Genomic DNA, 22,735 nt, shown 5'->3' with positions numbered 1-22,735 from the left:
CGGCGGATGCTGCCTTTATGCGGCGCGCTCTTGCTCTCGCCGCCGAGGGCGTCGGCCTGGTCAGCCCAAATCCGCTCGTCGGCTGCGTCATCGTCTCGCCCGAAGGTGACGTTGTCGGCGAGGGAAGCTATATTTACGACAATGTGACCCACGCCGAGGGCGTTGCCCTGGCCATGGCAGGCAAACGCTCCGTGGGCGCGACCGCTTACGTCTCGCTCGAGCCGCACGACCATCACAGCCGCACGCGGCCCTGCACCGAAGCGTTGATCGAAGCCGGCATCGCTCGCGTAGTATGTCCCATCGAGGACCCAAATCCACTCGTTTCGGGCCGCGGCTTTGAACGGCTTCGCCGCGCCGGTGTCAATGTAACCACAGGCATCCTCGCCGACGAGGCAGCCCGGCAGAATGAGAAGTTTATCTGCTGGCACCGGAAGCAGCGGCCTTTTGTCCACCTGAAAATGGCTGTCTCGCTCGACGGCCGCATCTCCACGGGCCGCGGAATCTCTGCCAAACTGACCAGCGACGCCGCGCTTCGCCGCGTCCACGACCTCAGACACGAGCACGACGCTATCCTGATCGGCGCAAACACCGCCATCGTTGACGATCCGTCGCTCACCGACCGAAGCGGCAAGCCGCGTCGGCGCCCTTTGGTCCGCGTTGTGCTCGATAACCGGACGCAAACGCCGCTCGACGCGATGATCGTCACGAGCGCAAGGGACGTTCCGACGTTTTTGTTCTCCGATGACGGCGAGATCAGCGTTTCGGAAGCGCTTGTCGATGCCGGCGTGCGCTTTTTTCCGACCGATGCCCGCGATCTGTCAGCCGTGCTCGCCGATCTTCGTGAGAATGATATTCAAAGCGTCCTCGTCGAAGGCGGCGCCGCCGTCGCGGGATCATTTATCGATGCCCGCCTCGTCGATAAGGTCACCTTTTTCATCGCTCCCGTCATCATCGGCGGCGGAGACGCTCCCGCTGCCGTCGCCGGCCGTGGCGCCGCATCGCTCGCCGATGCATTTCACCTAAAGGACGTCGACATTGCCCGCCACGGCGATTGTTTTGAGATCACGGGCTATCCGCGCGTTTAGCTTTTGCCGATGAAAGCCAAGAGATCATTGGGCCAAAACTTCCTCCGCGACGCCGACGCCGCCCACCGCATCGTCGATGCCCTCGATCTGACCGAGCGCGATGCCGTCCTCGAGATCGGCCCCGGCACGGGCGCCCTTACGGAACATTTGATCGATGCCGCCGGCCGCGTGTTCGCTGTCGAATTTGACGGCGACCTGATCGAGGGGCTGAAAAAAAGATTTTTTGCGGCGAATAACTTTCACGTTGTCCATGCCGACGTGCTGGAACTCGACATTGCGCGTATCGGCCGCGGAAAATACAAGCTGATCGGCAACCTGCCCTATAATATCGCCACGCCGATCCTTCGGCGTCTCGCCGCCCGGCGAGAGGATATCGCCGCAATGGTGCTGATGTTCCAGCGCGAGGTCGTCGATCGCATCATTGCCGCACCCGCAACCAAGCCCCGCGGTTATCTCAGCGTGCTGGCACAGAATGCATTCGAGGCAGAAAGGCTGTTTGACGTCCCGCCAAAAGCCTTTTCGCCCGCGCCAAAGGTCTGGAGTTCCGTTGTGAGATTGGTCCCAAAGCCTCGAACTGTCGATGAGGCCGCCTTTCTCCGCCTAGTGAGCATTGCCTTTGCCCACAAACGAAAAACGCTGCTGAATAATCTCAAAACCGGTGTCTTGAACGCCGCCGAGACCCTTGCAGCCGCCAAGATCGACGGCAGCCGCCGCGCGGAAACTCTTACTCTCGCCGAGTGGCATTCGCTATTTGCCGCAATAAAAGAGGCCGGCAAGCCAAACTGAGGCGTTACGATCCGGATCGGACCACGCGATGTCGGCGCGAGCCTTAGGTACGAGCTATCGTCGCCCGGGCCCTCAAACTTCCTGTGCTATACTTCACCGTTTGATATGAGCAAGATCGAGATAATTCCGCTTGGCGGTATCGGCGAATTCGGAATGAACTGCATGGGCATTCGCTACGGTGACGAAATGATCGTCGTGGATGCCGGCATGGGTTTTCCGGAAGAGACGCCGTATGGTGTCGATATCTCGATACCAAATTTTGATTTTCTCGAAGAGTATCGTGACGACCTTACTGCCATCATATTGACACACGGCCACGAGGACCACATCGGTGCGTTGTCGTATATCCTGCGCAAGTTCAATCTCCCGGTTTATTCGTCGCGCTTTACGCTCGCTCTGACCGAGAAGCGTCTTGAAGAATTCGGCATGCTCGACGAGGTGCTGATGCACCGTGTCAGGGCCGGCGATCGCGTAACCATCGGTGCCTTTGAGATCGAATTCATTCACGCCTCGCATTCGCTTGTCGAATGTTTCTCGCTTGCGATCCATACGCCTGCCGGAACGCTTGTCCACACGGGCGACTACAAGATCGACGATACGCCGGTCATTGGTAAACCGTATGATCTCGAAATGCTGCGTCGCGTAGGCGACGAAGGTGTGCTGGCTCTGCTGTGCGATTCGACGAATGCGACCGTTCCCGGCAGGACGCCGTCAGAACAGGCGGTGATCCCGGCGTTTGAAGAGATATTCGACGAGGCACCCGGCCGATTGTTCGTCTCGACATTTTCGTCGTCGCTGCATCGCCTGCAAATAATCTTTGATGTCGCGCACGAATACGGCCGCCGTGTGTGTGTTCTGGGCCGCTCGATGCAAAAGAATGTCGAGATCGCTACTGACTTGGGCTTGCTCAAGGTAACGGGTGATACTCTGGTCGATCTTGGCGGCTCACGGGCGTTGGATGACGAGGACATTTGCTATCTGGTCACCGGTTCGCAGGGCGAGATGCGAGCGGCACTATGGAATCTTGCGACGACCACCTATAAAGGGCTTGAGATTGGAAAGGGTGACACGGTCGTGCTTTCAGCGCGGATCATTCCCGGCAACGAGAAAAACATCAGCCGGCTCATCGGCCACCTTTACAAACGTGGGGCGAATATCATTGAGGAAAAGCGCCGCCTCGTCCACGTCAGCGGCCACGCCTCGCAGGAAGATATCAAGATAATGGTCGAGACATCGCGGCCGAAATACGTCGTTCCGATCCACGGCGAGTACCGAATGCTTTTTCGCCAAAAGGAGTTCATCAAGAACCATGTCGCGGGCTACGACGACAATGACATTATCCTGATCGAGAACGGCGAACTGCTCGAGATCGATGAGTATGGAGCCCGTGTGGTAGAGAAGCACGACCTGCACAAGACCTTTATCGATGAAGAATCGATGGAAGAGGTTGAGTACGACATCATCCGCGAGCGGAAGAAGCTTGCGTACGGCGGCATGATCTCGCTCGTCGTAACCGTCGATAAGAAGCGCCATTCATTGGTCGGTGACCCACAGATCACTCTTTCAGGGGTCGCCGGCCTCGATCCGACGAACGGCTTTATCGCGGACGCACGCGGGGCAATTGGTGACGCGGTTCGAGAGATGAAACCGGAACAGATCGCCGACCGGAATGTATTCCGTGAGAATCTCCGGTTGCACCTCAAACGGATCGCTCAAAAGGACCTTAGTTCGAAACCTGTGATCATCACGACCGTAGTAGAAGTATGAATGAGGCTGGAAAGGAAGTTGCCCGTGACATACGATCACGGCTTGCTGCCCTTGAGGAGAAAGCACGCCGACTCGAACCGGACGCAGGTGAACGAGCCGGGATGCGTGAGCCTGTGCTCAATTACGCAGAGGGGTTTCTGAACACGGTCGGGTCGCTCAACGCATACAACAAAACCGACGACAAGGGCCGCGGAATTCTTGGCTCGCCGATCGCTGACGATGGCATAGATATCACCGCGGCGCTCGAACTGATAAGAGAGAATGTCGATACGCCGGGCCTCAATCCGGCGAGTGGGGGCCATCTGGCATACATTCCGGGCGGCGGTATCTATTACGCCGCACTGGGCGATTATCTGGCGGACGTCTTTAACCGTTACGCGGGCGTGTTTTACGCTTCGCCCGGCGCTGTTCGCGTCGAGAATATGCTCATCCGTTGGATGTGTGACCTTGTCGGCTACGGTGAGGGCTCGCACGGCAATCTCACGACGAGCGGCAGCCTCGCAAACATGATCGCGATCGTCGCGGCCCGCGACAGCCGTAACGTTAAGTCTGCCGACGTAAGTCGTTCGGTCATTTATCTGTCAAGACAGACCCACCATTCGGTCGCGAAAGCAATAAAGGTCGCGGGCCTAGCCGAGTGTCCGGTCAGATACATCAAGCTCGACGAGAAATATCGGATGAGGAGCGGCGATCTGTCGGCTCAGATCGAGAAGGACAAGGCCGACGGACTGAGCCCATTCCTCTTGGTGGCCTCCGCCGGCACAACTGACGTCGGTGCGATAGACCCTCTGCCCGAACTCGGGGCGATCGCAGCACGACACGGCCTTTGGTATCACATCGACGCTGCATACGGCGGTTTCTTTATCCTGACCAACGAAGGCAAGCAGAAGCTAAAGGGCCTCGACCTCGCTGATTCGCTGATAATCGATCCGCACAAGGGGCTGTTCCTGCCGTATGGGCTTGGTGTCGTGTTGGTGAAGAACGTCGAGGACCTGAAGGGGGCTTATGCATTTGATGCGGCCTATATGCAGGACGCGTTCGCGGCGCCGGACGAACTCTCGCCTGCAGAAGTGTCGCCGGAACTGACCAAACATTTCCGCGGCCTTCGGCTGTGGCTGCCGCTGAAGCTCCATGGCATTGCTCCATTCCGAGCGTGCCTTGAAGAGAAGCTGCTGCTCGCGAAATATTTTCACGCTGAGGTCCAGAAACTTGGGTTCGAGAGCGATATCGAGCCGGAACTGTCCGTGGTCACGTACAGATACATACCGAGCACCGGCGATGCAAATGAATTCAACAAGCGGCTGCTGGACGCGGTCGTCGCTGACGGCCGGATCTTCATCTCATCGACGATGTTGGACGGCAAGTTCACATTGCGGTTTGCTTGTCTGGCGTTCCGGACGCATATCGAAAACGTCGATATGTTGCTTGGGATCCTAAAGAAGGAGGTCGCTAATGCGAACCAGTAGCCTTTGGGGTCGTCACCATAATCATCTCCGTGATCGCTTTGTTCGTGATCAAAGCGGTGCTCGCGGGCATTGGCATCGGTTTTGGTCAAAGCCTCATCGCCCATTTGATCGTTCTCATTGTTATCGGTCCGGTCGTATTCGCTTTCCTTACACCGATCAACAACCGGCTTCGTGAGGTCCGAAAGGCCCACGGCCGCGATATCGAACTCGAAGAACGGCACGAATCGGAGGCCGGCGTGATAAGCATTAGACCACACGAGGCCGACACCAGAAACTCATGAACTGGCACGGCAGACGAGTATTCCTTACCGGCGCATCGAGCGGCATCGGCGAGGCATTGGCGGTCGAGCTGGCTAAGAGAGGGGCAACGCTGGGGCTCCTGGCCCGGCGTAAGGACCTTCTCGACAAACTGAAGCATACGTGTGAAAAGGCCGGCGGAACCGCTCGATCATTCGCGGCCGACGTCACCGATGACGATGCCGTTCAGCACGCGGTTGACGACTTTATCCACGAGTTCGAACATATCGACATCCTGATCGCGAACGCAGGTATCGGAGGGAACAACCGGGAAACACGCTCGCTGCAGCCGACCGCGGTCAAGAAAGTGGTCGATATAAACCTGCTCGGTGCGGCAAACGCTGTGCACGCCGTGCTTCCGTCTATGCTGAAGCGCGGCAGCGGGCATCTTGTGGCGATATCGAGCCTCGCTGGTTTTCGCGGCCTGCCCAAAAGCGCGGCGTATTCGGCCAGCAAAGCCGGAATGACCGCGTTTTTCGAGAGTGTCCGACTCGACGTCAAGCATAAGGGCATTGACGTTACGATCATTCAGCCAGGGTTTATCAGAACGCCCCTTACTTCAGGCCGTGCGGCAAAAATGCCTTTCCTGATGGAACTTGATGATGCGACGCCGTTGTTTATAAAGGCTATTGAGAGAAAAAAGCGATTTGCGGCGTTTCCGTGGCGATTGGCAACGATCGTCCGTGCCGGTAAGCTAATGCCGTCGTGGCTCTACGACCGGATTGCCACCCGCTCAAGCTATCGGGAATAGATCCGCTTGACACCGACTTTTGTCAGATTTCAAGACGTGTGGCGTGGATTGATAATCCGCGGGCAATAACTCACAATTAACCGACCGGCACAATGAACTTTCTTCACGCGATCATTCTAGGTATTGTTCAGGGGCTGACGGAGTTCATTCCGATCAGTTCCACGGCGCATCTTGTGTTTGCGAGTCGCTGGACAGGCATCTACGATGGAGACGCGCAGATGACGACCGCGACGATGGCCGTCATTCAGTTGGGAACGCTCGCAGCAGTGTTTGTTTATTTTGCAGGCGATATTTGGGGAATTGTAACTGCGTTCTCGCGGGACCACTGGAATCTGCTCTTTAGCAGCCGAAAGATGCGATTCTCCGGCACTGACGGCAACCGGCCGGTGTTCCTTTCACCTGAGTCGTGGCTCGGTTGGCTGATCGTCATCGGCTCGATACCTATCGGTGCGGTCGGTTTTCTTGCAAAGGAGTTTATTGAAGGGCCGGGCACAAAGAACCTGTGGTTCATTGCGTCAATGCTCATCGCCGTCGCAGTCATGCTGGTAATTGCAGAGCGTGTCGGGAAACAACGTAAGGATATCCGTCATCTCGGGCTTACGGATGCTCTAGTTCAGGGTTTTTGCCAAGTTCTCGCGCTAATGCCGGGAGCGAGCCGTTCAGGATCGACCATTATGGGCGGCCTGTTGGTGAATGAGAAACGCGAAACGGCGGCCAGATTCTCGTTCTTACTGTCGATCCCCGCGATAACCGGCAGCGGCTTGCTCGAACTCCGTGAGGCGCTTCGGATACTGCCTTCTGAGACATTTATGCCATTGCTTGTGGCCGTGATCGTCGCGGGTTTTGTCGGGTATCTCTCGATCTGGTTCCTTCTTGCATTCCTGCGTCGCAATTCGACAATGGTCTTTGTTATCTACCGCGTCATTCTCGGTGTTCTCATTCTTGTCCTCCTTTCGCAGGAAGTGATAGATCCGGTAGTAAAGTAGGGCTCCACGTGCAGAAGAAATGGTCGATCAGGAAACACGATGCGGGCGCGGTAAATAAGTTTGCCGCTGAACTGCGTGTCAAACCGCTTATCGCTGCCCTGCTGATCGCACGAGGACACGACACGCCTGACAAGGCCAGAGTATTTCTTAATCCTTCACCCGAACAACTCCACGAACCATACCTGCTTAAGGGAATGCGAGAGGCGGTTACGCGCATTCAGAAAGCTATCGACAATCGCGAGAAGATAATGATCTGGGGCGATTACGACGTTGACGGCACGACGGGAACAGTGCTGTTGCGTAGGATGCTTTCGCTCTTGGGCACGGATTCGACATTCCACGTTCCAAATCGATTCACGGAGGGTTATGGCATCAATATTCCGGCCCTTGAGGCTGCCCAAAAGGGCGGCGTATCGCTCGTTATTAGTGTCGATTGCGGTATCCGGAGCTTCGAGCCGCTGAAGTGGGCGGCGGCGAACGACCTGGATGTGATCGTTACAGACCACCATTTGTCCGACGCAGATAAGGGCAATCCGCTCGCGGCCGCCGTCATCAACCCAAACCAGCCCGGCTGCCTCTATCCCGACAAGAACCTCGCGGGCGTTGGTGTTGCCTTCAAGCTCGCACATGCATTGCTGCGTGAGAATGGGCTTGAGGCCGAGGTTCCGCAATTCCTCAAGATCGCCGCCATTGGCACGGTGGCGGATGTGATGGACCTTACCGGAGAGAACCGCGCGATCGTGGCCTTGGGCCTGCTCGATCTGCCAAAGACCGACAATTGGGGCTTGAAAGCCCTAATGGAGGTGTCGGATTGCCGCTCGGACATGACGAGCATGCACATCGGCTTCCGCATCGGGCCCCGGATCAACGCTGCGGGACGGATGGACGTTGCTCGCCATGTGGTTGAGCTTTTTGAAAGCGAGGGCTATAGCACGGCCCGCGAGTTGGCGTTGCTGCTCGACAGCCGCAACCGCGAACGTCAGCGGATGCAGCAGCACATCACCAAACTCGCGCTTGCGGAGACGGAAAGCCATGAAGGCAAGCATTTCATCGTCGTCGCCGGAGATGGCTGGCACCAGGGCGTGATCGGATTGGCGGCGTCTCGCATTGCGGAACGGCTATTCCGACCGACGATCGTTATTTCATTACAGGAAGGTATCGGGCATGGCAGTGCCCGTTCAATACCAGACTTTCATCTCCTTGAAGCTCTGGATACGTGCGAGGACCTATTCGAACAGTATGGTGGCCACGCTGCGGCCGCCGGAATGAAGATCCCTGCGGAAAATATTGCGGACCTTAGGACGCGACTGAACCGGCATGCCGCGACCGTTCTGACAGACGACGCCCTGATCCCCGAACTAACGATCGACGCCTTGGTCACGCCAGAAAGCCTTACGTTGAACCTCATTGATGACCTTGCTGCTTTTGAACCATTTGGTGCGGGCAATCCAAAGCCGATCTTCCTCACGCGTGGCCTTATACTTCGCGAAGAGCCCTGGGTCATGAAGGACAAGCATTTGAAGTTGAAGCTTACAGATGAGGATGGACGCCAATTTGAAGCCGTTTGGTGGGACGGTGTCGAGCGTGCAAGTGGGCAAACGCTCAACCGTGGCAGCCGCATCGAAATAGCTTACGTCCCCGAGGCCAATGTATGGCAGGGAAACAGGCGGCTGCAACTTGTCGTCGAGGGCATGAGGGCCGATAATTCAAACGATGGTTGATGCGGAGCGCAAGATCCTGGAAGGTTACAAATGGCGGGCCCAACTGCCTCGATATCTTAGGGTTGCTGCGGTCGTTGCCGCGGCCGCCGCGGTGCTCGCAGTCGTAGTCGGGTTCTTTAGTGCCGGTTCACGTTCGACGTTCAAACTTCGCAGCGAACACACGCAGTTGTCGACCGAGGTAACTGCGGAGGTCAGCGGGTACGATCGCCTTGAATCTGAGAACGGTGTCCCGCAGTATCGGATCACGGCCGACTATGCTAAAACCTTCTCCGACAATCATCAGGAGTTTACCAACATTTATCTTGAGGTTTTCGACGCTGACGGCACGTCTGCTGACAAGCTACGCGCCGCCACGGCTGTTTATATTCCGGAGGACGCCAAAGCCTTCACCGCCTACCTTAATGGGAACGTCAGCATCGAGACGCGAGACCGGCTCACGGTAAAGACGAACAACCTGATCTACGACAGAAAGAATGACGTTGCGGATGCTGATGAATCTATCGAATTCGAGCGAGATGGCCTAAAGGGCAGGTCGTTCGGCGCGAGCTTCAAGATCGGCGACAAGCGAGTGGAGCTACTCCGCGATGTTGAGATCGAGACGCTCGCGTCAGGAGGCGCAGCCAATCTCAAGGTAAACTCGGGCTACGCATCTTTTGATTTAGGGGTAGGCCTCATCGAGTTTCGCAATGGCCTGAACGCGCGGTTGGCTCAGGGGAACTCAATCCCGATCGACATTAGTTCAGGAAGGGCGATGGCGAGCCTCGACACGGGAACTGCGAATCGATCGAAGTTTAAGGGTATCGAGCTCTTCGATACTGTCCGGATCGCGTTCTCGGCATCCGAGGGCCGAGCGACGACCATCGAGTCCGGCTATGCGAGTTCTGACTCGTCAACCGACCGATTCCAGTTTCGGGAGGGCGTGCGGATCGTCGCGGACGGATCACATGCTACGGCTGTCGAGGGGACGTACTCACGCTCCGCGGGCACCGTGGCATTGGAGGGCTCGGTCGACATCACGCAAGGCAACGACCGGATCAATGCGGATTCCGTTGACGCCGCCGTTGAGCCCGGGGGCAAAGTGCGAAGTGCCGTTGCTCGCGGCGACGCTCGTATTAGAAGGGTAACGGCAGAACGCAGCATTTCGATAGCCGCGCCGGAGTTGAATGCCGACTTTACCGATTCCGGTGCGCTTCTTAACGCGAACGCTATCGGTAAGAGTTCATTCGAGGTCGTACCAACCGCTGCAACGCAGGGAGCGATTATGAGCGGCACGGCCCTTCGGGGGATCGGCGCCAGGTTTGGCACTGATGGTGTTGTAGAGGCGATCAGAACGGACGGCCGGACGACCATCGATCTGAACGCGAAGGGCGAGAGCCCTGATGCCGCGAATAAACGGCTGACCGCTGACGCCGTTCGTACAGTTTTTGGCCGCGGCGGATATGTTCACCGTTTGGAGGCGGCCGGGGACGCCGAACTCGATGTTACTCCGTTGAATCGTGTGCCCGGGAGCTATCGGACGACGGTGGCCGCTCCTCGATTCGATTGCGACTTCTCGGCATATGGCAATAAGGTCGAGGCCTGCGTTGCGGGGCGACACGCCAAGGTCACACGCATTCCGGCGGTCGCTACGGAGAAAAGGGGAACGCAAAATCTCACATGCGATCAGCTAACCGTTCGATTTAACGACAAAACAGGTGACATCGCTGTGCTTAAGGCAGCGGGCGGTGCGAAATTCAACGAACTCGACCGCAATGCTTCGGCGTCAGAGATCGCGTTTACGCAAGACGATGAGGTTGTGAGGCTGAGAGGGGCTGAGCCAACCTTCTGGAACGACAGTGGCCGGGCGAAAGCACGGGAGATCGACATTGATACGCGAGGTGAGCGATCCTATTTTCGCGGCAAGGTAAGGACGACATATTATTCCCTGAAGCGAGCCTCGAATGCGGCCCCATTCTCGTCAAATGAAAAGCCGTTTTTCATTACGGCAGAAGAAGCTGAATTCGATCACGCGCATGAGAACGGCTTATACCGTGGTAACGCTCGAGCGTGGCAAGGGGACAACTACATCCGAGCAGAGAATCTTTTTCTTGACGAGAAGATTGGCCGCCTCAAGGCGGAAGGGCGGGTCGAGACCGTCCTTTACAATGCTAAGGCCGGTCAACGCATTCGCTCAGTTCCGGTTTATGCGTCGGCGGGCAGCCTGATCTATCAGCGTGATGAACGCCGACTGCGATATGCATCGGCTGTCGACATCAGGCAGGGGAGCGACCGTCTAACAGCCTCTGCCGCTGACATTTTCGTCGACGAGCATAACGATGTAATAAGAACCGTCGCGGAAAACGATGTCGTTCTAACCCAACCCGGCCGGCGGGCGACGGGCGACTGGGCACAGTTTACCAGTGCGGATGAGGTGGCCGTAATTCGAGGCGAACCTGCGACCATTGTTGACGCAGAACGCGGCTCGTTGCAGGGACGCGAAATGACGTTTCGGTTGAAAGAGAATAGAGTTGCGATAGAGTCGCGTGTGCGCGCAGGTAATTTGGCGGGCAGGACACGCTCGGTTTACAAGGTCAATCAATAGATCTCAATGACAACTTCTGATGGAGCGATATCAAATGGCGCGGGCGAGGCGTCGCTGATCGGGCATGGGCTGCAGAAAACCTATAGCGGCCGGCGTGTTGTCGACGGTGTCTCCGTCGAGGTCAGCCGTGGTGAGGTGGTCGGACTACTTGGTTCCAACGGGGCGGGAAAGACGACGACCTTTTACATGCTCGTCGGCCTTGAATCGACCGAATCAGGCAAGATAACACTGATGGGCAGGGACGTTACAGGTTTGCCCATGTATCTACGAGCCCGGCTCGGTCTAGGGTATCTGCCGCAGGAGCCATCGGTCTTTAGAAAGCTGACGGCGGAACAGAATATTCTGGCCGTGCTCGAAAGTCGCCGCTTACGGCGCAGCGAGAGATTGGAGCGGCTTGAGCAGCTACTTACCGAATTTGGCATCGCCGATGTTCGAAGGACTATGGGGGCGGCGCTGTCGGGCGGTGAACGCCGTCGCGTCGAGATCGCGCGATGCCTCGCCGCCGAACCGCAATTCATCCTCCTCGACGAGCCCTTCGCGGGCATTGACCCGATCGCCATCGACGATATCCGCGACACGGTCCTCTATCTCAAGAGCCAGGGCATCGGTATCCTCATCACCGACCACAACGTCCGCGAAACGCTCGGCATCACCGACCGCGCCTACATAATGAGTGAAGGCCACATCTTGCGCACCGGCCGCCCAGACGAACTCGTAAACGACGACGAGGTGAAGCGCTTGTATCTCGGCGAGCGTTTTGTGCTGTGAGGTCAGGCTTTCCCATTTTGCAATGAAGTCGCTATAATGTCGCCTTAGGAACGGTTCTTGCATAGGTAAGCGTTGGAAAGCTGCAGCCGTTTCGACCCGGACGATGTCTTCGCTGAGACTTACCCACCAACTCCAGCAAAAAATGGTGCTTACGCCGCAATTGCGGCAGCGCATCGAAATGCTTCAGATGAACTCGCTTGAGCTCAACGAGCTCATTGAGGAGCAGCTTGTCGAGAATCCGGTGCTTGAGGAAGTGCAGCCGGGCGATGAGGTGCAGGAGATAGGTGAGAATATCCTCGACCAGAACTCGGACGGTTCGGACCAGGTCGCCGATACGGGAGTCGATATGTCGGCGGACGCCGTGTCCGAGGCGAGGACCGACCGGCTCGCAGAGGTTGAGGGCGTTGTTCCCGAGGGTGCGAGCCTAAACGGGAGTGAAGGAAGCCCGGCGACCGATATCGAGGGCGATGATGACGCACATGCCGAAAGCGCCGATTCGTTTGATGAGATCGATTACGGACGTGAGTTTCAGGACTATCTCGACCCCGGATACCGCACGCAGGAGATCGAGTACAAGGACGACGCGCCGAGCTTTGAACAGTTCCTGACGCACGCACCGTCGCTGGGCGAACATCTCGAATGGCAGTTGAACCTGCTCGACCTAAGCGATAAGCTCCACGAGGCCGCAACGATGGTCGTCGGCAATCTCGACGAGGACGGCCGCCTGACCGCGAGCCTTGAGGAGATCGCGGGCGGCAGCAATTGTTCGATGGAAACGGCCGACAGGGCACGCCGCACCGTGATGATGCTTGAGCCGGTAGGTTGCGGGTCGTTCGAGGTCAGGGAATGTTTGCTCGCACAACTTGAGGCGGCGGGCGAGAAGGAATCGCTGGCATGTCGGCTTGTGGCAGAGCATTTTGAGGACCTGCAGCCGCACCGGCTGCAGCACTTGTCGAAGGCGACTGGCGTTGACGTTAGGCAACTGGACACGGAGATCGGCCGGATTCGGCGTCTCGATCCGTATCCGGGCCGCAGGTACGTCGCAGAGGACGCCGTATACGTCTCGCCCGAGGTCTATGTCGAGAAGGTTGATGATGATTACGTCATCTTCTTCGCCGACGACGGCAGTCCGCGACTCAGGATCAGCCCGACTTATCAGAGCATGCTCTCGCAGTCGGATTCGTCGAAGGAGACGAAGGACTTCATAAAGGAGCGTGTCCGTTCGGCCGTTGACCTGCTCCGCAACATCGAGCACAGGCGACAGACGATCTACCGCGTGGTTGAGTGTATCGTCTCTCGGCAAAGGGAGTTCCTGGATCGTGGTGTCGAGTACCTTAAGCCGATGATGTTGAAAGATGTGGCAGAGGGCATAGGCATGCACTTGTCTACCGTGTCTCGCGTCGTCAATCGCAAGTATGCACACACGCCGCAGGGTGTGATCGAACTTCGTCGCTTCTTTAGCGAAGGCATGATGAATGAGGATGGCGAGGAGGTGTCAACACGGATCCTTAAACTCAGGATAAGGAAAATGGTTGACGACGAAGATACAAAATCACCCCTGACCGATGACCAGATCGCCCGGGTCCTGAGCAATGAAGGTGTGAAGCTGTCTCGGCGGACTGTTGCAAAGTATAGGGACCAGATGAACATCCCGGGATCGAGGGAGAGAAAGACGATTATATGAAGATCGAATTTACCGGCCGCCATATCGAGGTGACACCCGCATTGCGTAGGCACGTCGAGGAACACTTTGACCGAGTCAGTCATCTTTTTGACGGCAAGCCTGCTACGGCACACGTCATCATTGAGGTCGAGCGCGGGCGGCACCGTTCAGAAATTGTGATCAACTGGCGAAATGAGGTCCTGACAGCGACCTCAAGTATTGCCGATATGTATCAGTCGCTGTCTCAGACGATTGGGAAGATCGAAAAGCAAGCCCGGCGGCTCAAGGACAAGGTGATCGACAAGTCACACAAGGCCAAGAGGACGGCGGTTGTTTCGTCAGCCCCGGAAGTGGCCGAGAAGGCTGCACGGGGTCGCCGCATAGTGGAGATGCCCGGCCTTGCGGCTAAGCCGATGTCAGCGGAAGAGGCCGCGCTGCATCTGGACGGCAGTGACGCTCCGGCGGTGCTGTTTCGCGACTCGTCGGACGGCCGAATCGCCGTTGTATTTCGTCGCAAGGATAAGAACTTCGGCCTGATCCGTTCGTGAGGATGGCAAAGAAGGGAGAAGAGACTAGGTCGCTGCCTGATCTGGTGATCATTACCGGATTGAGTGGCTCGGGCATGAGTTCGGCAACAGATTCGCTCGAGGACCTCGGATATTTCTGTGTCGATAATCTGCCGCTCACGATGCTGTCGACCTTCGGTAGGCTACTGGTGCCCGCCGATCGCAGGAACCCATCCATTGAGAAGGCGGCGCTTGTCATCAACATTCGAGAGAGACAGTTTCTGTCGGAATTCTCGGCGGAACTTCAAAAACTTGAAGGAAAAGGGCTTGCCCCATTTATCGTCTTCTTTGAGGCCTCTGACGAAGTCCTCCAGCGACGTTTTTCCGAAACTCGAAGGCCGCACCCGGCTGACGGTGGCGACGGTCTTCTTGCTGCGATCCAAGCTGAGAGAACGGCTCTCGCTCACATCAGGGCGCAGTCTGACCTTGTGATCGATACGTCTGACCATACCGTCCATACCCTTCGGAGCTTGATCGTTCAGAAATTCAGTGGCTCAGACGAGGGCATGCCCTTGAAAGTCGAGGTAGTAAGTTTTGGGCACAAGTTCGGAAGCCCGCGGAGTCTGGATCTCCTGTTCGATGTTCGTCATTTGCCGAATCCGTACTTCGAACCTGGCTTGAAGGAGTTAAGCGGCGAAGACCCTAAGATCGTGGCTTACCTGCTGGAGCAGCCGGAGGTTGCGGAAACTATCGCGCGATTTGTTGATATGCTCGCCTACCTCCTACCGCGCTATCAACGAGAGGGAAAATCGTATCTGACAATTGGTATCGGCTGTACGGGCGGGCGGCATCGATCCGTAATGGTGGCAAACAGTGTAAGGAAGGAACTTCAGACCCGCGGTTTTGACGCCACTGTCAGCCACCGCGATATGGGAAAGTGAGGTAAGAAAGGATGAGCAGGATCGGAACAGTAGTGATCTCGCACGGGCAATTGGCCAATGAACTGCTTTCAGCGGCTGAGACTGTAGTTGGTGAACAGACCCACATTAAAGCGGTGTCGATCGACTGGCATGACGACGTGGAGACGTGTAAGAGCGAGATCGCACATGCGATCGAAGCCGTGTCGCAAGGGAAGGGCACAGTCCTCCTGACCGACATGTTTGGAGGTACTCCAACTAACATCGCAGCCATGTTTCTAAAGCCCGGTGAGGTCGAGATCGTTACCGGTGCGAGCCTGCCGATGGTGGTCAAGGCCGCGGTGACCGAAGATGACCTTCCCCTGCATGAGTTCGCCCAGAGGCTTGTCGAAGAGGGCAAGGATGCTATTTATCGGGCGGCCGATCTGCTTGAGCCGCAAAAGCTGCGGAAGGACGCATAACACAGCGTGAAATTTCAGAAGGTTGGGATCATAGGTGTTCCGCTGGGCTTCGGGGCCGGACAGACAGGCAGTGAGCTTGGCGTGAATGCGATGCGCCTGACCCGCTTTCGCGGTCTGAGTCTCTCTGAGCATATCGAGGGTCTGGGACTGGCAGTTCACGACCACGGCGACGTGCCGATAGTACTGCCAACGACTAGCGGTGACGGCGAGAACCCGAAGCACCTTGCCGAGATGCTCGCATCGAGCGCCAATATCGCAGATAGAGTGTCGAATGCTCTGGCCGCTGATGAGTTCCCGGTGATCTTGGGAGGCGACCATGCGATCGCTATTCCGACTTTTTCCGCCATTGCATCCCATTATCGCGAACGGGGAACTGAGATCGGCTTGATCTGGCTCGATGCCCACGCTGACATCAATACGCCAGAGACGTCGCCGTCGGGTAATATTCACGGTATGCCCCTCGCGACGCTATTGGGTCACGGCAACGCTCAGTTAACCGGCCTTCTGGGCTGGTTACCCAAGCTCAAGCCGAGCTTCCTATCTCACATCGGCGCGCGGGACGTTGATCCGGGCGAAAGGGCGTTCATCGAGAAGCTCGGCATCAGGCACCAGTTCTTTACGATGAGCGATATCGATAAACTTGGGATGGCGGCTTGCGTTGAGGACGCGATAAATATTGTCGCGCAGGCATCGGGAGGCTACTCGGTCACGTTTGACGTCGATATTATCGACCCACGGTTCGCGCCGGGTTCGGGCACGCTGGTCCGCGGCGGGACGACCTACCGCGAGGCCCATCTGGCGCTTGAAATAATCGCGGCGGATGGGCGGATGGTGTCCTTTGAGATCGTCGAGGTCAATCCGTTACTGGACCAATCAAATATTACAGTCGAATTGGGTTGCGAACTAATACTCTCAGCCCTCGGTAAGACGATCTTGTAGATCTATGAGCAAATACTTGGGTGTGATCTTTGGGGGTCGGTCCGGAGAGCATGAGATCGCTATCAGATCGGCAAAGACGGTGATCGAGAATGTCGATGCCGCTAAGTACGCTGTGGTACCCGTTTGCATTGAGCAGGATGGCCGCTGGATGAGCCCCGCAGAGTCTCTCAGGATGTTTCCCGAGAGTATCCAGGAGCATTTTAAGGCAACGTTTGGCGAGCCATCGGTTTCGCCCGTAGCATTGACGGGAGACACGCGTCCGCGGGGTCTGACAGTCCTCGACGATGGAGGGGCTGCGTTTCCGCTCGAAGTCATCTTTCCTGTTCTTCATGGAACATACGGCGAGGACGGCACGATACAGGGGCTGTTCGAGATGGCGGACATTCCGTACGTCGGCTGCGGCGTTCTGGCGAGCTCGTGCGGCATGGACAAGGCGTTCATGAAGACCCTGTTTCGCGACGCCGGGCTGCCGATCTGCGATTATGTGTGGTTCCTCCGCGACGAATGGGCCGGAAATCGCGAGGCGACGGTATCACGAGTTGAGGCGAAACTCGGTTACCCGTGCTTCGTAAAGCCCGCAAACCTCGGCTCATCCGTTGGCGTCTCAAGGGCCACTGACCGCGACAGCCTGGCCGCAGGCATCGAACTTGCCGCCGAGTACGACCGCAAAATCATTGTCGAAGAAGGCCTCGAAATGCGTGAGATCGAATGTGCTGTGATGGGCAACGACAAACCCGAGGCCAGTCTGCCCGGCGAATACATTATCCGAGATGACTCGAAGGCCTTTCTCGACTACACGGAGAAGTACGCGGGGACGGGAAACAACGAATTTGTTGTGCCGGCGCCGGTATCGGATGAGCTGTCAGCGAAGATCCGTGAGATGGCGGTTTTGGCATTCAAGGCCATTGACGGATCCGGACTCGGCCGTGTCGACTTCTTCCTAAGAACGGACAACGGGGCTCTCTTGGTCAACGAGATCAATACCATGCCCGGTCTGACCGACGCTTCAGGCTTTCCGAAGATGTGGGCGGGCAGCGGCAAGGGCTTTGCTCAGGTGATCGAAGAGTTGATCGAGCTTGCGCTCGCGCGCCATGCCGATAAGAGCAAGAACAGGACGAGTAGATGAACTAGTCGGGAATCGACCTACTGCCTCGGTGCATTGTAGCCCTTACGAGTTCGGATAGTAAGGCCCGGCTTGGAAACGCGAACCTCAACGGAACGCCATTTTCCGTCCTTGGTGTGATTCTTCGATTCGTAAGTGATCGTGTACTGTACGCCAAGTTCGCGGACAATATCTCTTAGTGCATCGCGCATAGCGATACCGTTCGGCGTTGCAATGAAGCGGCCGCCGGTCTTTTCTGCAAACCGCTTCAGGACGGCTTGATTTTGGATTCGCCCGGCCTGCGGGCCCGATTCCAGACCGGCCATATCGATCGTATAGACATTTGCGTCAACAGCCAGGGCAGCGTCCAGAGCTTTTGACGCGCTCCGGCGGCTCATTGTATCCTCGCCATCCGAGAGCACGATTATCGCCCGCCGTTTCTCAGGGCGGGTTTCGAGTGTTTTCGCCGCCATGTAGACCGCGTCATTAAGGACCGTCATTCCTTTGGCCTTTAGGTCGAAGACGCTTTCGCGAATGTCGCGGCTGTTAGAAAAATCCTGGATCAGTTCTACCTTCGAATGGAAGTGGTAGATGGAGCAGTTGTCGTCGGGACGAAGGCCATAAAGGAATTCGATTGCCGCCGAACGTGCTATACCGAGCCGGCTTTCCATACTGCCGGACGTGTCCATCAGAACTACTGCAGCGAAAGGCGTCTCCTCAGCGGTAAATGTTGCGATCGACTGTTCGGCCCCATCTTCGAAAATGTGGAACTGCTGTCTTCTCAGGCCACCGACAGCATTGCCATTCCGATCGGTGATGCTGGCATTGACGACCACGATCGAGGAATCGATCCGGATGACGTCGTCATTGTCAGATTGAGCCGAGGCTGCTCCGGCGACGAGGGCGAGGACCGCGACCGTAAGAAACTGTTTCATTCAGAAAGAGAAGCGCCGCTAATTTACGCCTTTTAGAAAACGAGTGACCCTGAGGATAATATTGGTGCTCTGGATGGCGGTCGCCGATATTGTAAAGCGTGACGTGCGTTTCAGGTCTGAGTGCAGGGATGCGGCGTTCCGGTTCAGAGACGCAACGGCATCGCTTGACGTAGTTGGCTGCGAGATATCCGCGGTGTCATCACCGCCGTCATCATCCGATCCGCCAAGTTCGCTGCGGATCTTCTTGACGAGCTTTTCAACTTCGGATAGCTTTGCTACGTCTTCGTTCGAAAACCGGCCGGTCAATGAATAGAGATCCTCGATCTCATTCGCAATACGCGCAGCGTCTTCACTTCGTTTAAGCATTTCGGCATACTCTTTCTTCTCGTGTTCGATACGCATTCTGTCGAGCGATTCACGTACCGATTTCGGCGGAATGTCGTCGCCGTTACGTTCACGAAATAGCGGTGGATTGGTTCCCTGTGCGTGGACCGCGGAAACGGCGATCGTCAGCAAGAAGAAAGACATAATTGCGAAAACTTTACGCATTTATTGAGTCTCCGTGTCCTGGACGGGCTCGACGGACTTTCCGGTCACATATTCCACGAGCTTTGCCAGAAACTCGTCTTCTGCGGCGCCGGAACTTCTCAGTGTCCGCCATTCCGATCCCAGTCCCGCTCCCGCTCGCCCCTCGATCTTGGCGTTCACGGCGACATTGTTCTGCACACCGTCGATCGATTGGATCTCGATGGTCAGCGTGTACTGGCCGCGCGTCCACGCGGAGTCCGGGTCATCGATCGCCGCATATCTTCGCAGTTCATTCGAAGCGACGACCGCTCCTCTCGCAAAAACGAATGGCTGCGTGACAATTATGCCGTCGCGAGGCCGTGATGAAACGTCGTCGACAACGATCTTCTGTTCCTTAAGTACCTCAACGACCGCTTCGATCAGGACGTCGCGCCTGCCGCCAAGCCGATATGGATTTGCCAGCTGGTCGCGGAGCTTGGTCTTCCCCTTGCCCCAGTCGAACGAACGTGTTGCGTCGGAGGACCTGGTCGTGACCTTGTTTCCGTCATCCTTAATGGTCTTTGTCTGTGAATCGACGCCCTTTTGAGCCTGCACGCCAAACGCCATTAGGAGGACGGGCAACACCGCCATCAGAATGAGCCTTGTTTGTGAGAAGCCAGTCATCCAATAAAAGAATACTGCAAAAGCGTAGATCTGCTGAAATATTTGATGAGGTTTATGCGTCTTCGGTTGTCGGACGCTGCTCACCCTGGAGCTCCCTGAGTATTGCGTACTTTAAGAATGCGTGGTGGGCCGCAAAACGCGCAATGGTATAACCGGTCAGACCGTCGAGGAAGCCCGCCTTTAATACGTATGATGATGCGAAGGCTAGCGGGCCGGCAAACAGCAGCCGTAGAGCCGAGCTGCGGCGGCCCGCCTCGAACATCTGACTGGCGGCAAGCGGTGCATAACGCTCGCCAATAAGCCGGTGATGCTCCTCTACTGAATCAACGGTATAGTGAAAAAGATCGCCCGCGAGGGTATCGACACTCGCACCCCGATCCATGATTACAGACTCGTGGACCAATGCGCCGTCCCATCGCCCCTTCTTTCTGTTGAAGAAGCGCAGCTGCCAATCGGGATACCAGCCAGAATGCTTCACAGGACGACCGGCGTAAAACGCCCGCCGAGCAAGACGATATCCATCAGTCACGATTGCTGAGGAGCTCTCCTTGACCTGCAGAAGCGAGTGCCGAAGCTCATCGGACACCTCTTCGTCGGCGTCGATGCTAAAGATCCAGTCGTTGGCGGCACGATCCACAGCGAACTGCTTCTGTCCCGAAAAGCCCCGCCACGGCTCTTCGATCAAAACGGCGCCGAGCGAGGAGACGATATCGCGCGTCCGATCGGTGCTCCCGGAGTCAACGACCAGCACCTCATCGGCCCAGGCCACGGACCGTATCGCTTTGCCGATCTTAGCCTCCTCATTACAGCAAATTATTACGGCCGAGATATCCATTTACCGTGAATTCTCTCAGAATCCTGATGAAAGCTGAAATATACCGATTCAGGACACGATCACTTGTTGAGGGGAACCGGTGAATCGACGACCACATTATTTGCGGAAAATGACGTTGCGGTCACACGCTGCAGTTCAGCGATCGCCTTATTATGGTCTGTCTCGGCCCGGATCTCAGAATTTCGAGCATTGGTCAGTGCATTCTCGCGCTGGAAAAGGAGGAATGTGGTCGATTTGCCGGCGTCGTAAAGTTTCCGTTCGCCGTCGAGTTGGATCTCAGCGTTCTCGCGAGCGACGCGGGCCTTAAGTACACGCTGGCGCGTAGTTTCGACGGCCTGGACGGCGTCCCTGACCTCGATAATTATGGCTTGTTCCTGTCCGCGCGTCTGAGCGGCGATCTGCTCCTGTTTCACCCGAGCTCCATCCAGGTCGGCCTTGGCGGTGCGATTGCGAAACGGGAACGACAATGTGACGCCAACCGAAAGATTCGGAGCATCTGAGCGGAAGATATTCGCAAGGGAGCGCTTGAAGCTGCCGAATAGAAATGACGGTGACGGTGGCACGACGACCAACGGATTCGTGAGGACCGGCAGGCCAAGTGCCGTCCGCGTCGCATTAAGTTGGCTAAAGAGGAAAATGTCCTGCTGCGACGTCAATACGTTCGTCGTGAAGCCCGCGTTCGACCCGCTGCGGGCGAGCCCATCCAGCGAAAATGTAGTGTTCAGGTCGATCTGAGGCTTCGTCTGGTTTTTGTAGAACGAGATATCGATCTGATTCATCTCGCTCGCTATCTTGAGGCCGCGTAGATCAAATCGATTGTCCATCGCGTCCTTTAAGGCGGCGTCCAGCATCACCGGATCGGTGCTGAACGCGGGCCTGTCGGTCGGGACAAACGTCTGAGACCACTCGTTTGACAGCGGATCACGCAGGATCAGGCCCTTTAGGGTGTTCTCGGTGGTGGCAACTTGTTGGGTCGCGACAAGGAGTTCACCCTCACGCGTCGCAAGCTCCGTCGCAACCTCTGCCCGTTCGAGCGGAGCAGCGGCACCGGCAGCTATCCGGATCTCGACCTGCCGCAGGTTCTCGCGAGCAAGGTCAACATTCGCCACCTGATTCTGCTGATTTCGTAACGCAAACACGAGATCCCAATACGTCGTCTGAACCTGCGTTATTGTATCGGTTGCCAGCGTCCTAAAGGTCGCATCCGTTTGCTCAAGCCGCTTCTTCGCGATGAGTATCGATTGTCGCTTACTATCAATTTTAAAATTTCGCGCGAGAGGCTGCGTGTAGGTGACGCCGAGCGAACTGGTATAGATGGCGCTGTTACCTCCACCGGTTACCTGCCCGGAACTTACCTGGGCCTGTGCAAACGCATTTTCGGTCCGTTGATTATTGAAGAAGACCTGATAATTGCCGCCGCTGGGGCGAATGAACTGAAAAACATTTGAGTTTATGCGAAAGTCGCGGGTGGCAGGGTTGCCGGTTGTCGAATTTCGCGAAAAATTTGGGGACAGCGTGAAGATCGGATCGTAGATGCCGAGGAGCGATATTATCTGCGTCTCCTGAAACCGGACATCGCCACGAGACACCTCGATGGCGTTGTTCTTTTCGAGTGCCCGTTTGATCGCATCCTGCAAGGTCAAAGGGATCGGCTGTGCGGTTTGGACGCCCACGCGGACAAGCGGAGACACGTTTTCGCGATCGAGCCGCCGAATCGCCACAACCCGATTCGTTGTATCGACTTTTGCCGACTGGCCATCCACCGCGCCAGCCTGCACTACGCCTTGGGCCACAGCGGCTGAGGCTGCAAAGAGCACCGCCAATACGGCTTTCGGTGGAAAAAATAGACAGTTTGGCGATAGGTTCATTCTGGTCTCGTCAAATTACTGCTGCAAAAAACTCAAACCGCTACTACGACGCGAAAAATCGGTTTGTTTCAGTTATCTCTCCGCCTGCAAGGATGTCCGTTTTTGAATGT

Annotated in this window: 21 protein-coding genes; 16 read left to right on the top strand and 5 right to left on the bottom strand. The window is 56.6% G+C overall.

The features are described from left to right. Positions 1-17 precede the first annotated feature (17 nt). The 16 genes from ribD to IPM59_10965 all read left to right on the top strand — a co-directional run bounded on the left by ribD (position 18) and on the right by IPM59_10965 (position 17,820). Positions 18-1,085, top strand: coding sequence for a bifunctional diaminohydroxyphosphoribosylaminopyrimidine deaminase/5-amino-6-(5-phosphoribosylamino)uracil reductase RibD (gene ribD / locus IPM59_11040; GenBank protein MBK9216115.1), 1,068 nt, complete (start codon positions 18-20; stop codon positions 1,083-1,085). Between the two features lie 9 nt (positions 1,086-1,094). Then, positions 1,095-1,871, top strand: a complete 777-nt coding sequence (rsmA, locus tag IPM59_11035) for a ribosomal RNA small subunit methyltransferase A (protein MBK9216114.1) — start codon at positions 1,095-1,097, stop codon at positions 1,869-1,871. A gap of 105 nt (positions 1,872-1,976) precedes the next feature. Further along, positions 1,977-3,638, top strand: a complete 1,662-nt coding sequence (locus IPM59_11030; GenBank protein MBK9216113.1) for a ribonuclease J — start codon at positions 1,977-1,979, stop codon at positions 3,636-3,638. Further along, positions 3,635-5,104, top strand: coding sequence for an aminotransferase class V-fold PLP-dependent enzyme (locus tag IPM59_11025; protein MBK9216112.1), 1,470 nt, complete (start codon positions 3,635-3,637; stop codon positions 5,102-5,104). The genes IPM59_11030 and IPM59_11025 overlap by 4 nt, the downstream gene beginning before the upstream one ends. Positions 5,105-5,133: 29 nt before the next feature. Then, entirely contained in the window at positions 5,134-5,385 is a 252-nt protein-coding gene (locus tag IPM59_11020; protein MBK9216111.1) for a hypothetical protein, read from the top strand. Then, entirely contained in the window at positions 5,382-6,152 is a 771-nt protein-coding gene (locus tag IPM59_11015) for an SDR family NAD(P)-dependent oxidoreductase (protein MBK9216110.1), read from the top strand. The genes IPM59_11020 and IPM59_11015 overlap by 4 nt, the downstream gene beginning before the upstream one ends. A gap of 92 nt (positions 6,153-6,244) precedes the next feature. Next, positions 6,245-7,138 carry an undecaprenyl-diphosphate phosphatase gene (locus IPM59_11010; GenBank protein ID MBK9216109.1) on the top strand — a complete coding sequence of 298 codons (894 nt, stop codon included), beginning with the start codon at positions 6,245-6,247 and terminating at the stop codon, positions 7,136-7,138. A gap of 8 nt (positions 7,139-7,146) precedes the next feature. Continuing rightward, the gene (gene recJ / locus IPM59_11005; protein MBK9216108.1) at positions 7,147-8,859 is read left to right on the top strand and encodes a single-stranded-DNA-specific exonuclease RecJ; all 1,713 of its coding nucleotides are present in this window, start codon (positions 7,147-7,149) and stop codon (positions 8,857-8,859) included. After that, entirely contained in the window at positions 8,852-11,440 is a 2,589-nt protein-coding gene (gene lptC, locus IPM59_11000) for an LPS export ABC transporter periplasmic protein LptC (protein MBK9216107.1), read from the top strand. The genes recJ and lptC overlap by 8 nt, the downstream gene beginning before the upstream one ends. Before the next feature lie 6 nt (positions 11,441-11,446). Next, positions 11,447-12,208: an LPS export ABC transporter ATP-binding protein gene (gene lptB, locus IPM59_10995; GenBank protein MBK9216106.1), complete on the top strand. Its 762-nt coding sequence runs from the start codon at positions 11,447-11,449 to the stop codon at positions 12,206-12,208. A 103-nt stretch (positions 12,209-12,311) separates the two neighbouring features. Continuing rightward, on the top strand, positions 12,312-13,892 hold the full coding sequence (gene rpoN, locus IPM59_10990) for an RNA polymerase factor sigma-54 (protein MBK9216105.1): 1,581 nt from the start codon (positions 12,312-12,314) through the stop codon (positions 13,890-13,892). After that, positions 13,889-14,419, top strand: a complete 531-nt coding sequence (gene raiA / locus IPM59_10985) for a ribosome-associated translation inhibitor RaiA (GenBank protein ID MBK9216104.1) — start codon at positions 13,889-13,891, stop codon at positions 14,417-14,419. The genes rpoN and raiA overlap by 4 nt, the downstream gene beginning before the upstream one ends. A gap of 2 nt (positions 14,420-14,421) precedes the next feature. Then, positions 14,422-15,318 (top strand): RNase adapter RapZ, encoded by an 897-nt coding sequence (gene rapZ / locus IPM59_10980; protein ID MBK9216103.1) that lies wholly within the window; start codon positions 14,422-14,424, stop codon positions 15,316-15,318. Between the two features lie 11 nt (positions 15,319-15,329). After that, positions 15,330-15,755 carry a PTS sugar transporter subunit IIA gene (locus tag IPM59_10975; protein ID MBK9216102.1) on the top strand — a complete coding sequence of 142 codons (426 nt, stop codon included), beginning with the start codon at positions 15,330-15,332 and terminating at the stop codon, positions 15,753-15,755. A 6-nt stretch (positions 15,756-15,761) separates the two neighbouring features. Then, positions 15,762-16,694, top strand: coding sequence for an arginase (rocF, locus tag IPM59_10970; GenBank protein MBK9216101.1), 933 nt, complete (start codon positions 15,762-15,764; stop codon positions 16,692-16,694). Positions 16,695-16,698: 4 nt separating this feature from the next. Then, the gene (locus IPM59_10965; GenBank protein ID MBK9216100.1) at positions 16,699-17,820 is read left to right on the top strand and encodes a D-alanine--D-alanine ligase; all 1,122 of its coding nucleotides are present in this window, start codon (positions 16,699-16,701) and stop codon (positions 17,818-17,820) included. 17 nt (positions 17,821-17,837) lie between these two features. Here IPM59_10965 and IPM59_10960 read toward each other — a convergent pair whose 3' ends face one another. From IPM59_10960 to IPM59_10940, 5 genes are all read right to left on the bottom strand, one after another. Continuing rightward, complete coding sequence (locus IPM59_10960; protein ID MBK9216099.1) at positions 17,838-18,731, bottom strand: VWA domain-containing protein; 894 nt, start codon at positions 18,729-18,731, stop codon at positions 17,838-17,840. 18 nt (positions 18,732-18,749) lie between these two features. Then, positions 18,750-19,280 carry a hypothetical protein gene (locus IPM59_10955; GenBank protein MBK9216098.1) on the bottom strand — a complete coding sequence of 177 codons (531 nt, stop codon included), beginning with the start codon at positions 19,278-19,280 and terminating at the stop codon, positions 18,750-18,752. Then, complete coding sequence (locus IPM59_10950; protein ID MBK9216097.1) at positions 19,281-19,889, bottom strand: hypothetical protein; 609 nt, start codon at positions 19,887-19,889, stop codon at positions 19,281-19,283. It lies immediately after the preceding gene. A gap of 85 nt (positions 19,890-19,974) precedes the next feature. Beyond that, complete coding sequence (locus IPM59_10945) at positions 19,975-20,757, bottom strand: glycosyltransferase family 2 protein (protein ID MBK9216096.1); 783 nt, start codon at positions 20,755-20,757, stop codon at positions 19,975-19,977. Positions 20,758-20,816: 59 nt separating this feature from the next. Further along, positions 20,817-22,625: a TolC family protein gene (locus tag IPM59_10940; protein ID MBK9216095.1), complete on the bottom strand. Its 1,809-nt coding sequence runs from the start codon at positions 22,623-22,625 to the stop codon at positions 20,817-20,819. Between the last annotated feature and the right edge of the window lie 110 nt (positions 22,626-22,735).

Source organism: Chloracidobacterium sp., from assembly GCA_016715795.1.
Taxonomy (GTDB): domain Bacteria; phylum Acidobacteriota; class Blastocatellia; order Pyrinomonadales; family Pyrinomonadaceae; genus OLB17.
The sequence above is the reverse complement of the archived record's forward strand: the minus strand, read 5'-3'. Positions and strand labels throughout refer to the sequence as shown.